Origin of the sequence: Bradyrhizobium oligotrophicum S58 (assembly GCF_000344805.1) — a bacterium.
Lineage (GTDB): Bacteria > Pseudomonadota > Alphaproteobacteria > Rhizobiales > Xanthobacteraceae > Bradyrhizobium > Bradyrhizobium oligotrophicum.
This window is the reverse complement of record NC_020453.1, coordinates 4,971,402-4,984,242: the sequence shown is the minus strand read 5'-3', so window position 1 is coordinate 4,984,242 and position 12,841 is coordinate 4,971,402. Positions and strand designations below refer to the sequence as shown.

Here is a 12,841-nt window from a genome sequence, read left to right as displayed (position 1 = left end):
GATTATTACCGTTAGAGTTGTAAATGTTGGGCGCGCTCGTTCGCGATCCAGCTTCGTCGGCCTGGTCTGCGTTCTCCTGCGAAAGTTTCGAACGCAAGCATTCACTCGCAAGCATTCACTTGGCGATTCTCATTCACGCAGCGATTTCAAGGGGGACGCCGAGAATGACGAGCCTGACGCTCCCGATACCCTGCGAGACCGACGACATCCTTGCGGAGCGCGCATCGCCGGTTGGTCCGGAAGCGATCGCTTGTCTGGCCGGCCGCGTCGGGCCGGGCAAGGCGTTGATGGCCAAGATCGCGCAGACGAACGCGACGCTGGAGTCCGACAACTCGGATCCGTACCGGCGGATCGGCGGCGGGCTAGTTCTCCATTGCAGCATCGATCTCGCGGAGCGGAAGGTATCGGATGTCGCCTCGGTCGCCACGGCGTATCGCGGCTACGAATCCCTGCTGCGCAACCGTGGCCTGCAGGATGCCGGCCTGATCGGGTCGACGGCGTCGGGGATTTGTGGTGGCGTTCATGCCGCGACGTCCGCGCAGTGCCTGGAGATGGCGCTCGGGATCAGGCCGCCGCCGCTCGCCATCATCGCGCGCAACCTCCTCCTGAGTTGCCAGTACCTGAACGACAATCCGATGCATCTCTTCGTGTTGTGCGGACCCGACTATTCCGAGGATGTCGTGAAGTCTGCGAATCCCGAGATCTGGGCCGTAGCGCAACGCACGTCTACCGCTCATGCGGCAGTTCACGGCTACCAGACCATCGGCGCGATCATGACGGACTTGAACCGCGGTTGCGGCAAGCTTTTCGTCGAAGCGCTCGATATGATGCGGACGGCGCGCGCCGCCTACGTCCTGCTCGGCGGAAGATATCCGCATTCCGAGTCGATTTGTCCGGGCGGTGTCTCGCTCACGCTCGGCACCGACCAGCTCGATGCGTTCGTTCAGAAGCTCGAGCCGTTTGTCGATTACGCCAAGCGCTGTGCGCGGATCTGGGACGACGTATTCGACTTCCTCTATTCGTGCAACCCGGCCTTTCGGGAGCTGGGGCGCGGGCCGGCCAGCATGATCGACTTCGGTCAGTGGGATCACGAGGACTACTACGACGGGACCTACGCCAATTGCGACCGGTGGGGCGAGAAGCGATGGTCGACACCGGGAGCGGTGATCGACGGCAAGCTTGTCACGACCGATCTGAGGCGGCTCAACAGCGGCATCGAGGAGTTCGTCGACCGCTCCTTCTATGATGCCTGGGAGGGTTACCCGCACCGACAGGATCCCGCCGGCAACCCGGTGAGCCAACATCACCCGTGGAACAAGGCGATCAACCGCAACCCTGCGAAGAATTCCAATGCGCCGCCGTATAGCTGGGCCACGGCTATCGTATGGGATCGCAACACCTTCGAGGTCGGTGCCTATGCCCGGCTCTATATCAGTGCGCTGGCCCGGAAGATGCCGGCCAACGAATTTGCGGCGTCGACCGGCCGCAGCGTGGTGCTGGACGTTCCCGCGGGCGAGTTGCCCAGCGAGCGCCTGGAATGGCAGGTGCCGCCGCTATGGAACGCCTTCGAGCGCAACCGTGCCCGCGCCTATGCGGTCGCATTCAACCTGATGGTGACGCTCGAGAACCACCGCCGCGCAAGGGCTCTGCTGCTGCGCGGTGAGCGCGAGACGCTGACTCCCTTCGATCTGCCGGCAACCGGCAAGCGCTTCGGCGTCGGGTTCGGCGGAGCAGGCCGTGGTTTTCTGGCACATTGGGCGGTTCTGACCGGCGCGGAGATCAGCAACTATCAGGTCTCGGTGCCGTCGCGCATCAACGGCGGTCCCAGACGGCCCTGGGGCGAATTGGGCCCGTGCGAGCGGGCCGTCCTGAATACACCGATCATAGAATCCAACTGGAGCGGTCCGGCCAGTTTCCACGGAATTGATCTCGTGCGGGCAATTCAGAGCTTCGATCCCTGCATGCCCTGTCAGATGCACCTGATCTTCAAGGGCACCGATCTGACGTCAGCCATCGAGGTGAATACCGACCAATTGATATGAGCATTCGCTTCGCGGGAAAGTCTGATCGTGCATCCTGACCCACTCTGGCGACGATGAAGGAGACGAGGATGGAAAATACGATGTCTACGACGGCAAACGAGCTGCTGCTGGAGCTCCTGTCTGCCGGTATTGATGCGGTCGGCGTTCACTGTCGGCCACCCGGAGACGACGAGCCGGATGATGGCGACGATGCCCCCGATGAGCCGCCGAGTGATCCGAAGGAGCCCAGCAAGTCCGCTTGCGTCAATCGCGCCGGCAATTGCTAGGCCTGGAGAAGCGCGCGCCAGCGGGGCCGGACCTTTTGGCCCGGACGGGAACGGGCGGCCGGTCGGGCGGGGGATTGCCCTGCATGAAGGCCGCCCGCAAGGCAGCCGTGTAGTCTCGCATCCGGGGACGCTCTTTTGAAGACCGCGGGCGCATCCGCTGCCGGATCACACCGGCAAGCGTTTCGGCGTTGGGTTTGGCGGAGCAGGCCGTGGTTTTCTGGCGCATCGGGCGGTTCTGACTGGCGCGGCGATCAGCAACTATCAGGTCTCGGCGCCGTCGCGCATCAACGGCGGTCCGAGACGGCCCTGGGGCGAATTGGGTCCGTGTGAACTGGCCGTCCTGAATACACCAATCATGGAATCCAACTGGAGCGGTCTGGCCAGTTTCCACGGAATTGATCTCGTGCGGGCAGTTCAGAGCTTCGATTCCTGCATGTCCTGTCAGATGCACCTGATCTTCAATGCCACCGATCTGACATCAGCCATCGAGGTGAATACCGGCCAATCGATATGCGCATTCGCTTCGCGGGAAAGTCTGATCGTGCATCCTGGCCAATTCTGGCTACTACGAGGGAGACGACGATGCAAAATACGATGTCTACGAAGGCAAACGAATTTCTGCTGGAGCTTCTATCTGCCGGCATTGATGCCGTCGGCGTTCACTGTCCCCAACCGACGCCCGGAGACGACGAACCGGACGATGGCGACGATGCCCCCGATCGGCCGCCGAGTGATCCGAAGGAGCCCGGCAAATAAGGCCGCAAGGCAGTCGTCTTGTCCCGCATCCGGGGACGCTTTTTCCAGACCGCGGGGGCATCAGCGGCCGGATCAAGCGGCGCTCGGTCTGCTTCGGCTCCGCGCGGTGCAGAGCTCGAAGTGCTGGTTTGCTCATTGAGCTGATGCGCCGAACGACGTCGTGGGCTCGGGCTCGCGATCGTCCGACCCGCAAGCAGGCTGGTCGACGATGGGTGTGCGTGCCGCGTATTCGGGGGACGGGGGTGGCTTGCATGAACAGATTGCATACGAGCGCCCGCCTCGTGCCTCCCGAGACGACCCTGCGTCACGCCATGGCTTGGGCGAAACTGGCCCGGATCCGCACGGTCAGGGATATCACCGCGATGGATTGCCTTGGCGTTCCGATTTTTGTCAGCGAACGGCCAGGCTCTGCAACCGGTGCCTACGCCTTTGGCAAGGGAGGGCTTCCGATCGAATCCGAGGTCGGCGCCTATATGGAGGCGATCGAGTCCTATTTCTCGGAGCCGGGGGTCGCGCCGATCGAGACACGATGGGGACTGCCATCCGAACTCTCAGGTGTTGGTGAGGGCTGTGACCCGGTCTTCGCGTTCGCGCCGAAGTTGGGCCGCCGCGCCGAGCCCGATCAGGCCTTGTTGCTGGCTCGCGCAGAGGATGCGGACAGCGGCGCCGACGGCTGGATCCCGGCTGAGCTGGCGTTCAATCCGGCGCCCGATGCCGGCATGCCGCTTTACGGCGCATCGAGCAATGGATTGGCGTCCGGCAACAGCGTGCTGGAAGCGAGCATTCACGCGCTCTATGAATTGATCGAGCGCGACATCTGGTCGATCGAGTTCGTCCGCAGACGCTCGGTCCGGGTCACGGGTGAAAGCTTGCCCGGAGCCGTTCAGGCCATCGTCGAGACCGCCGCCCGCAACGGGTTGCGGCTGGTGATCCGTTTCGTCCCCAATGACTATTGCATCCCGTTCTTTGCCGCCTTCTTGGTCGATCCGACCCACCCCGAGCGTCGCTTTTTCAATGGTGGCTGGGGATGCCATGACGAACGCGGGATCGCGTTGATGCGCGCGGTCACGGAGGTCGCGCAAAGCCGCGTGGCGGTCCTGCACGGCCTGCGCGAACCGAACCGATGCGACGATCCCGTTGCGGAAGCCGATCGCGTGCGACGGCAGATCGCGAGCGTGTCGAGCCAGACGCCGTCGATCCGGTTCGATGACGTTCCGGAGCGCCCCGTAGCGGCCGCCTCATTGGCGGCTCAGTGGGCCACGGTGTCGGCAAGCCTGCGACGCGTCATCGACCGGCCGATCTATCGGGTCATCTACACGCCGCCCGATGCGCCGCTCCACGTCGTCCGGCTGGTCGTGCCTCTGCTGGAGCATTTCTCCCAAACGACGCGACGTATCGGTCCCAGGTTGCAGGCGGAACTCGAGGCCCATAGCTGCGCCAGCGCGGCAATCGCCTAGCGACGGACCTGGTCTCGAACAGTCGCGCTTGCATCTCACGTTGGTCTGGCCCGAAATCCTGACCGAACAGAACGCATCGGGGGCAGAGAACCAGCGAAAGTTGTTTGGCGAGAACGACCTCATTGTCGCCTGGCCTCGGCAATGGTGGTACGTTTCATGGCGACTGATCGGGCGTTTGCCAAGTCGAAGCGGACACCAGCCCCAAGGCCAAATAGACGCGGAGTCGCGCATCGCGTTGGCTTGCTCCGCTCAACCTCGGAGCTGGCCTCTTCCGGATCGCGCTCATCCAACCCCCACGAGTCCTTCCAAGTCCGGGCTGCAGGCCAGCCCTTCGGCGGGCTCCGATAGAGCGTCCTCTGCCAAGCGCGGGGACAGTGCGGATGGGACAGGCTCAACAGGAGCGGGGCCCTCATGCAGCGCCTTCGGAATGCCTGTATGCCGGCGAACCAATTCCAGGATTGCTGATGATACCCCGATATAGGCGGCCTCAATGTCATGCCCCTGCAACGGCAGCTTCGCTCCCAATGGCCTCACGGGGCAGCCATGGGCAGCGATGACATTCTTGAAGATCCAGCAGGGCATGACCCCCAGATAGGACGAAATGCCGTTGGCGAGACCGAATTCCTGACAGGCCTGGATGAGCTGCCCGATCACTCGGCGCCGTCCGCCGGCGCTCAGTGCGCGATCGCAGCCGAAGCGCGATGCTTCCCAGACTGCATCCGAATGCGGCAGCAAGCCTTCAACCAGGTCAGGCCACAAGGACTTGACCATGTAGGGGCGTGTGGTCGGAATCAGCCGTGCAGTTCCCAGGGCCTGATCGTGCTCGTCGACGACCAGAATGTAGGTAGCTGCCGGCGTGTCGAACTCATCATATTCCAGGCCCTGATAATGAGGCACGGACCACCCCTGGCGCTCGACGAACATCCGGTACCGCAACCGATGATGCGAGATCCACGCCTCGCCATATCGATGGACGGTTTCCCACCTGATTGAAAGGGTACGCATGAGCATCTTCCAATGTGCCGCGTGAAAGGAAGGTGCAGACTAATCGGCGCAGCGTCAGCGAGGGAGCTACCCAGTCGAGTAGCTCGCGGGCCTGTCGAGCGGCCGCCGTCTCATTGGCTGCTCAGAGGACGGCAGCAGTCAGGCCTCGCCCCAATATCACCTATAATTAGACGCAATTCTGAGTTGTGTTGTGGTGGGGTTCTTGGCTTTTGCAAGGCTGTTGTGGCAGGTGCGAACGGGTTCAGCGTGGGAGAGCCATGAGGCCTGACTTGCGGGTGCGGCGTGCCGGGATGAATGTCTCTCGCGCCCATGATCCGCTGGAAGCTCATACAAGCAAGCAAACGCATGATGACAGAAGTGCCAGAGAGCGCCTATCCAGCAGGCACTTTGCTGCGCGATGTCGTCGACCGAGTTGGCAAGATCGTCTCGGCTGCCGACTCCCGAGGAGGGCAATGCTGATGACATCAAGGCTTCCGAATGATTAAGCGAATGTGATCGTCAATTGCACGACGGAGCGTATCATGGTACAGTCTACCTCAGGTTGGGTTGAAGTTTTGACGAACAAGTGCCCGCTTCTCGCCTTAGTCGAGGCGCACGAGGGGGCAAGAACGGACCGTCGGCGTTCGGGGCGCTGAGACGGATTCGCTTTCACGATCACATCTGGGCGGAAGTCTGCGCAGCTTTGTCTGCCGTGAGGTGGCAATGGACCTCTTCAGCTTCATAGATTGTGCAAACCGCACGCAGTCGTTGTCCGACCTGTTCGATCTTCTCGTCGGTTCTGCAGCCGATGAGGGTTTTGGTCAGGTGGCCTATGGCGCGTTGAACTACGAAGAGACGGTACGGCTGCCAGATCATCCGATGCCGGCCATCGCTCTCAACTTTCCGCTCGATTGGCGGAAGCACTATTTCGAGCGCAAGTATCACGAGATCGATCCGGTCGTCAGGAGAACGGCGTTTCACAGCAGGCCATTCCTGTGGGATCAGCTGCTCGAGCGGCGGCAGCTGCAGGACGGCGAGCGATTGGTCCTTCATGAGGGCCGCGAAGCCGGTCTCAAGCACGGGGTGAGCGTGCCGCTGTTTGGCCCGTCGGGACGTATCTCCGTTCTATCCTTTGCATCCAGCTTCGAGGATGCGGACCCGGTCCGGCATCTCAAGCATCTTCACGCTATGGCGTGTCAGTTCCATGTCGCTTTTGGCGAGCTTGCCCGGCCAGCGGCGGGCAAGAAGGCGATCGAGCTTTCGCAGCGCGAACGCGAATGTCTGAAGTGGACCGCGGAGGGCAAATCCTCCTGGGACATCGGAATAATCCTCAAGATCAGCGAAAACACGATCAACTTCCACATCAAGAAGGCGATGAGAAAGCTTGGCACGAACAGCCGGACGGTCGCCGTCGTGAGGGCGATAAGGCTTGGTCTGATCGAGATTCCCGGACTAGCCGGCCCATCCATGTCGGCGTGGATCGACACACCTTGCGTCTGAAGCCGACCAACCGTTGCCGCCCTGACATTCGCGTCCACCCTTTCGGGGGTGAGCAGCGGCATTGCAAGATCGCAGCGACGAACCCTCGCCCGACGCCCGTGCTTTGATGCGCCGCATGGCCGGGCAGCTCACGACATCTAGGAGCCATGACCACTGCGGATAGCCTGTCGTGCGCGCAGTATCGTGGCGGCACTTGGTTCCGCTGGCCGTCTGTGATGGAGCTATGCTCACGCTCCCACGGGGACCGTTTCGGACGGAGGCGATGCGCTCCGAGGATACGATTCGCTCGCTCTGCGGTCGCTTCCGCGTAAGCCCCTGGTACGGTTGAGTTCCGCCGTTGCCCATAACGCCTAAGAATAGGTCTCCTTGATTTCGGACTTTGACAGAGATGCAGGACTCTTCCAGCCTGACGCGTGGGCAACGGGCGAGGCACCGGATGAAGTGCGTCTATATGAAGTACGTCTATATATTGGCCTTCTGCATCGCCGTCATCGTGAACGCGACCGGTGATGTGTCTGCCGCGGAAGACCTGCCGGGGGCGACCCTGCAAATGGGGGCCGGCGGATCAGACATCACCACGCTTGATCCCCATCGTGCGACGACCAGCACCGACAAGCCGCTGATCGGCCTGATATTCAACGGCCTGGTTCGTTTCAAGCCAGGGAGCGCCGATCCGAAGGATCTTGAACCCGATCTCGCCGAGCGCTGGGAAACGTCCCCGGACGGACGAATCTGGACCTTCTTCATCCGAAAGGGTGTCAAGTTTCACGGCGACTGGGGCAGCCTCACCGCAGATGATGTCGTCTACTCGCTGACACGTGCCGCAGACCCCAGCCGATCGAGTTTCGCTGCGGACTTCTCTGCAGTGGAGAGCATCGCCAAGGTCGACGAGTCCACCGTTCGTATGACCCTGAAGTATCCGGATCCGAATTTCCTCGGCCGCTTGTCCAACTATCACGGTGGAAACATTGTCTGCAAAAGAGCAGTCGAGGAGCTCGGGGACAAGTTTGGTTCCAACCCCGTCGGTACGGGTCCGTTTGCGTTTTCAGAGCATGAGACTCAGCGGTATGTGAAGCTGGTCGCAAACGAGCGCTATTTCCGCGGCCGGCCGCAGATCAGCAATATCATGTACCGTACGATCCCCTCCGACAGCGCCCGCGAGCTCGCCTTTTCGTCCGGAGAGCTCGACGTCATCCAAGGCCGGCGCGAGCAACGCTGGGTCGATACGACCCGCCAGCGCAGCAACATGGTCGTTGATGTCTTCCGTCCAGGAGAGTTTCGGACGCTTCACATCAACAGCAGTATTCCGCCGCTCGACAACCTGAAGGTCCGACAAGCCATCGCCGCTGCGGTCAATCTCGATGATCTCGTGCAGTTTGTCGGTAAGACCGTCAGTCTGAAAGGCTGCTCGGTCGTGCCTCCAGGCTATATTGGAGAGGACTGTTCATCGGGGGCTTACGCTTACGATCCGGTGCAGGCCAAGACGCTTTTGGCCGAAGCGGGCTACCCCAATGGTCTGACGCTCAAGGTCGTGGTGTCCAATATCTCGGCTATCCTGCCGACAATGGAGATCATTCAGCGCCAGCTCGCAAAGGCCGGTATCAAGCTCGATATGAGCGTTGTCGATCACGCGACGTATCAGAGCCAGATTCGCGGCAATGCCAGCGCCCTGGTGTTTTACGGCGCCGCCAGGTTTCCGGTCGCCGACACTTATCTGACCGAGTTCTATCACTCGAGCTCGAGCATCGGGAAGCCGACGGCGGTTGCCAATTTCTCCCATTGCGAGGTTGCGGATGCCGACATACAGGCGGCACGGGTGGAAGGCAGTGTGGAGCGGCAGCAGGAGCTGTGGAAAGAGGCCCAGCGCAAGATCCATGACGCCGTCTGTTCTGTTCCGCTGTTTGAGCTGCAGCAGGTCTGGGGCCACAGCAAGCGCGTCAACTATGGCTATGAGCTCAAGGGAGCAATGAACCTCGCTCCACCGATTACCGAAGCGACAACGCTTATGCCGCGCTGAGGGACTCCTGGGCAAGCCGTGCCGCCGTCGAGCGCGCTTGCTGGAGGAAGGCGTCGACAAGGCTTGCATTGCGGCTATCGCGCATTCGACAGAGCTGGAAATCGTAAGACAAAGCGGGCTCAAAGCGTCTGATGGCCAGACGGTCCTGAAGCCCGCTGAACATCAAAGGGTGCACCAGCGAGACGCCGAGACCGGCTGCCACGAACTCGCAAAGGGTCGGTGAGACATTGGCGACGAGCACGGTATGGGGTCTGACGTTGTAGGCGTCGAACATCGTCGCAATGCACTGACCTGCCTGGCTCTCGGGATCGAAAGACACGAACGGAATGTTGTCGAGATCATCCGGCTCCACAACGTTCTTCATGGCCAGGGGATGATCGGTCGGCATGATGCAGACGAGCGGCTGCTGGGTCAGCGGTTCGGCGATCACGTAGGGATTGTCGATCCGCGAGCTGACAAGCCCGACATCGAGCTTTCGTGTCACCAGCCAGTCCACAATCCATTCCGAGCTGCGTGACTTGACCGAGCAGAACACGTTGGGATGCTGTTGCAGAAACCCCATCGTCGCCTGCTGGATGAACGCGCGCGACAAGGCCGGCATGACTCCGACGAGAAGCTGCCCCTGCTCTTCGCGGCGGATGGCCTCGACGGCATTCTCCACCTGGCGCACACCCGAGAAGATACGATCAATCTCCTTGTAAAGCCGCATGCCGCGCTCTGTCGGAGCAAGGCGGCCTTTGACGCGATCGAACAGGCTGAGTCCGGTATCCTCTTCGAGATGAGCGATCAGTTTGCTCATCGCGGGCTGGGAGATGTTGAGAATCAAAGCGGCTCGGCTGATCGAGCCGCTCTCGATCACCGCCTTGAACGCCTCAACCTGTCTCAGGTTGATCTGACGAGCCATCCCATAACCCTGAAGAATACAGCCAGAGATTTTCGACTTTGACCAAATATCCCTTTTTGTCGTCATATTGGGCAAGAGGAAATCTGATGCATCCTGAGATAATAGTTATCGGTGCTGGCACGGTCGGTGCTTCGATTGCTTATGGGCTTGCGCGGAGACAATGCCGGGTGCTCGTGCTCGACGGTGACGATCGCGACCATCGCGCGGCACGGGCTAATTTCGGCCTTGTTTGGCTGCAGGGCAAAGGCCAGAACATGCCGGCCTATCAGCAGCTGTCACGCCGTAGCGTCGACATGTGGTCCGACTTTGCATCGGAACTCACTGATTTGGCCGGCTTGGATCTTCAATACGAGCAGAATGGCGGTTTGGCGTTCTGCCTCGGAGACGACGCGTTCGAGAAGCGCCGCTCGGATCTTCAGCGGTTGCACAATCAGCTCGGCGGAGCGGAGGCGGATTGGCGGATGCTCGATCGCTCTGAACTGACGAGGCTGCTTCCGAACGTTCGATTGGGACCTGACGTGACCGGCGCCAGCTTCGGCCAGCGGGACGGGCATGCCAATCCGCTTCAGCTCCTTGCGGCTCTTCATGCCGGAATTCTGCGTCTGGGCGGAGATCTGCGTCGAAACGCTGCGGTGCGGCAGATCGCGCCCAGCGAGGCGGGCTTTACCGTGGCGTTCGGAAACGAGATCGTCAGTGCGCCGCGCGTGCTCATCGCCGCGGGTCTCGGCTCTCAGGCGCTCGCGCGGCAAGTGGGTCTTGAAATCCCGCTGCGGCCTCAGCGAGGGCAGATCCTGGTGACCGAGCGCCTTGAACCATTTCTGCCTCTCCCGACGAGTGGCTTGCGTCAAACCCGGGAAGGTACGGTCATGATCGGGGCAACCCATGAGGAGACCGGCTTTGACAGCTCGGCGACCGCGACCGCGGCGGCAGATCTCAGCCGGCGGACGCTTCGCATCGTGCCGGGGCTTGCCGAGGCGAAACTGGTCCGGCAGTGGGCCGGGTTGCGCATCATGACTCCTGATGGGTGCCCCGTCTACGCTCAGTCGCAGAAGCATCGGGGAGCCTTCGTGGCGTTGTGCCATTCAGGCGTCACGCTCGCGGCTCTGCATTCCACCGTTCTGGCCGATGCGATCTTGGCCGGGCAATTGCCGGGTTCGCTCGATATCTTTCACCAGAGTCGTTTTGATGTTCCGAAAGCTGCATGAGTCCGCTGAGGCCGTGACGATCTATGTCGAAGGCAAGCCTGTCGCGGCGGAGCCGGGCGAAAGCCTGGCAGCTGTCCTGCTCCGGCAGGCTGTCGTCTGGTCGCGTCCCACGCCGGTGAAGGGGAGCAGGCGAGCTCCTTATTGCATGATCGGCGTCTGCTTCGACTGTCTCGCTCAGGTGGATGGAGTTGCCTCGGTTCAGACCTGCATGACTCCGGTGCAGGAGGGGATGAAGGTTGAGCGCCAGCAGCGCAAGCGGTGCTTGCCCTCATGAGCACCACCGATGTTCTCATCGTAGGGGCTGGCCCTGCAGGCATGACAGCGGCCATCACGGCTCGCCGCTATGGAATTGACGTTCTGGTTGTGGACGATCAGACTTCGCCTGGCGGGCAGATCTGGCGCTCGGTCGAAACTCAAGCCGCGACACCAAGGGGGGCCATCCTTGGACGGACTTATCAGGACGGAAAGGCGACGACCGACGCATTCCGCGCCAGCGGAGCGCGGTACGAGCCCCGTACACAGCTTTGGCAGATCGAACCCGGCTTTCGTGCCTTCGTGACCCATGATGGCAAAGCCCGGACGATCGAGGCGCGTGCCATCATCCTTGCAACCGGCGCCCAGGAAAGGCCTGCTCCCTTCCCAGGCTGGACACTCCCGGGAGTCCTCACGGTGGGTGCCGCTCAGGTCCTCTTGAAGGCCGCCGGGCAGATCCCCTCCAAGCCAGTCTGGGTCGCTGGTTGCGGCCCGTTGCCGCTTCTCTATCTCGTTCAGTTGCTCAACGCCGGAGGTCAGATCGCCGGCTATCTGGACACGACACCGGCCGGGAGTCATTGGGCGGCGCTCCGGCATCTGCCGAATGCCCTGCGTGCCAGTGGGGCGCTCCTCAAGGGGCTTGCGTGGATGGCCGCTCTTCGATACCGGCGCGTGCCCGTCATCCGTCATGTCATTGACCTGCAGGCGCACGGATCGGACCGGATCGAATCCATCAGCTATCGAACGGCCGACGGACGGGAGAAGACCGTTTCCGCGGATAATCTGTTTGTGCATGAGGGCGTCGTGCCGAATGTTCACGCGCCGCTGGGGTTGGGCTGCGCGGTCGAATGGCGTGACGAGCAGGATTGCTACGTGCCGGTTCTCGATCAATGGGGTGAAACAACCAAAGCCGGCGTCTTCATTGCCGGGGACGGCGCGGGCATTGCTGGTGCGAAGGCCGCGCAATTTCGTGGGGCGCTCGCAGCACAAAGGCTGGCAGTCAAGCTCGGCTATGTGGACGAGCAGATCGTGATCAAGGACGCATTGCGCGTTCAAAAGAGCCTGGCTCGCGAACTTGCGTTGCGGCCCTTTCTTGACACCATGTTCAGGCCCCGCGGCAGGATTTTCAGTCCGTCCGATGAGACCGTCATATGTCGCTGCGAGGAGGTCACCGCAGGAGAGGTCCGTGCGATGGCGCAGATCGGCGGCTCCGGCCCGAACCAGATCAAGGCCTTCACGCGTGCAGGAATGGGCCCGTGCCAGGGGCGGCAATGCGGTTATACCGTCACCCGCATCCTCGCGGAGATCCAGAATTGTCCTGCAAGGGAGATCGGCTTTTATCGCGTCAGGCCTCCGCTCAAGCCCGTGACCCTTGGAGAACTGGCCACACTCGATCAAAAGGAGGAGGTGTTGTGAGGCACTGTGCTTGTCCGCAGAGAAACGTTCAGCTCGGACATC

12 protein-coding genes and 1 pseudogene are annotated in these 12,841 nt (G+C 61.6%); 11 read left to right on the top strand and 2 right to left on the bottom strand.

Annotated elements, in window-relative coordinates:
* Window positions 1-164: 164 nt before the first annotated feature.
* From S58_RS21430 to S58_RS39475, 6 genes and pseudogenes are all read left to right on the top strand, one after another.
* Window positions 165-2,042 carry a nickel-dependent hydrogenase large subunit gene (locus tag S58_RS21430; RefSeq protein WP_015667470.1) on the top strand — a complete coding sequence of 626 codons (1,878 nt, stop codon included), beginning with the start codon at window positions 165-167 and terminating at the stop codon, window positions 2,040-2,042.
* Between the two features lie 68 nt (window positions 2,043-2,110).
* A complete protein-coding gene (locus tag S58_RS21425) occupies window positions 2,111-2,308 on the top strand; it encodes a hypothetical protein (protein ID WP_015667469.1) in 198 nt (65 codons plus the stop codon).
* Window positions 2,309-2,465: 157 nt separating this feature from the next.
* Window positions 2,466-2,747 (top strand): annotated as a pseudogene (locus S58_RS39370) (nickel-dependent hydrogenase large subunit); the annotation flags it as partial.
* A 143-nt stretch (window positions 2,748-2,890) separates the two neighbouring features.
* Entirely contained in the window at window positions 2,891-3,064 is a 174-nt protein-coding gene (locus tag S58_RS38185; RefSeq protein ID WP_160167606.1) for a hypothetical protein, read from the top strand.
* A gap of 281 nt (window positions 3,065-3,345) precedes the next feature.
* Window positions 3,346-4,521 (top strand): YcaO-like family protein, encoded by a 1,176-nt coding sequence (locus S58_RS21420; protein WP_160167605.1) that lies wholly within the window; start codon window positions 3,346-3,348, stop codon window positions 4,519-4,521.
* Between the two features lie 45 nt (window positions 4,522-4,566).
* Complete coding sequence (locus S58_RS39475) at window positions 4,567-4,869, top strand: DUF2274 domain-containing protein (protein ID WP_407637885.1); 303 nt, start codon at window positions 4,567-4,569, stop codon at window positions 4,867-4,869.
* Here the strand turns inward: S58_RS39475 and S58_RS21415 are convergent.
* Entirely contained in the window at window positions 4,804-5,526 is a 723-nt protein-coding gene (locus S58_RS21415; protein WP_042340846.1) for an acyl-homoserine-lactone synthase, read from the bottom strand. The genes S58_RS39475 and S58_RS21415 overlap by 66 nt on opposite strands.
* 702 nt (window positions 5,527-6,228) lie before the next feature.
* Here S58_RS21415 and S58_RS21410 point away from each other — a divergent pair.
* The gene (locus tag S58_RS21410; protein ID WP_015667466.1) at window positions 6,229-7,005 is read left to right on the top strand and encodes a helix-turn-helix transcriptional regulator; all 777 of its coding nucleotides are present in this window, start codon (window positions 6,229-6,231) and stop codon (window positions 7,003-7,005) included.
* 451 nt (window positions 7,006-7,456) lie between these two features.
* Window positions 7,457-9,022, top strand: coding sequence for an ABC transporter substrate-binding protein (locus S58_RS21405; RefSeq protein WP_244440621.1), 1,566 nt, complete (start codon window positions 7,457-7,459; stop codon window positions 9,020-9,022).
* Here S58_RS21405 and S58_RS21400 read toward each other — a convergent pair.
* On the bottom strand, window positions 9,009-9,926 hold the full coding sequence (locus S58_RS21400) for a LysR substrate-binding domain-containing protein (protein WP_015667464.1): 918 nt from the start codon (window positions 9,924-9,926) through the stop codon (window positions 9,009-9,011). The genes S58_RS21405 and S58_RS21400 overlap by 14 nt on opposite strands.
* Window positions 9,927-10,012: 86 nt before the next feature.
* Between S58_RS21400 and S58_RS21395 the strand changes: the two genes are divergently transcribed.
* From S58_RS21395 to S58_RS21385, 3 genes are read left to right on the top strand one after another with little or no spacing between them, the layout of a single operon-like run.
* Entirely contained in the window at window positions 10,013-11,131 is a 1,119-nt protein-coding gene (locus S58_RS21395; protein ID WP_015667463.1) for an NAD(P)/FAD-dependent oxidoreductase, read from the top strand.
* Window positions 11,112-11,405 carry a (2Fe-2S)-binding protein gene (locus tag S58_RS21390; RefSeq protein ID WP_015667462.1) on the top strand — a complete coding sequence of 98 codons (294 nt, stop codon included), beginning with the start codon at window positions 11,112-11,114 and terminating at the stop codon, window positions 11,403-11,405. The genes S58_RS21395 and S58_RS21390 overlap by 20 nt, the downstream gene beginning before the upstream one ends.
* On the top strand, window positions 11,402-12,799 hold the full coding sequence (locus S58_RS21385) for an FAD-dependent oxidoreductase (protein ID WP_244440620.1): 1,398 nt from the start codon (window positions 11,402-11,404) through the stop codon (window positions 12,797-12,799). The genes S58_RS21390 and S58_RS21385 overlap by 4 nt, the downstream gene beginning before the upstream one ends.
* The last annotated feature ends 42 nt before the right edge of the window (window positions 12,800-12,841 follow it).

Coding starts and splice junctions, on each gene's coding strand:
- S58_RS38185 (WP_160167606.1), top strand. CDS start 2,891: ATGCAAAATACGATGTCTACGAAGGCAAACGAATTTCTGCTGGAGCTT.
- S58_RS21395 (WP_015667463.1), top strand. CDS start 10,013: ATGCATCCTGAGATAATAGTTATCGGTGCTGGCACGGTCGGTGCTTCG.
- S58_RS21385 (WP_244440620.1), top strand. CDS start 11,402: ATGAGCACCACCGATGTTCTCATCGTAGGGGCTGGCCCTGCAGGCATG.
- S58_RS21430 (WP_015667470.1), top strand. CDS start 165: ATGACGAGCCTGACGCTCCCGATACCCTGCGAGACCGACGACATCCTT.
- S58_RS21400 (WP_015667464.1), bottom strand. CDS start 9,926: ATGGCTCGTCAGATCAACCTGAGACAGGTTGAGGCGTTCAAGGCGGTG.
- S58_RS21405 (WP_244440621.1), top strand. CDS start 7,457: ATGAAGTACGTCTATATATTGGCCTTCTGCATCGCCGTCATCGTGAAC.
- S58_RS21410 (WP_015667466.1), top strand. CDS start 6,229: ATGGACCTCTTCAGCTTCATAGATTGTGCAAACCGCACGCAGTCGTTG.
- S58_RS21390 (WP_015667462.1), top strand. CDS start 11,112: ATGTTCCGAAAGCTGCATGAGTCCGCTGAGGCCGTGACGATCTATGTC.
- S58_RS21415 (WP_042340846.1), bottom strand. CDS start 5,526: ATGCGTACCCTTTCAATCAGGTGGGAAACCGTCCATCGATATGGCGAG.
- S58_RS21425 (WP_015667469.1), top strand. CDS start 2,111: ATGGAAAATACGATGTCTACGACGGCAAACGAGCTGCTGCTGGAGCTC.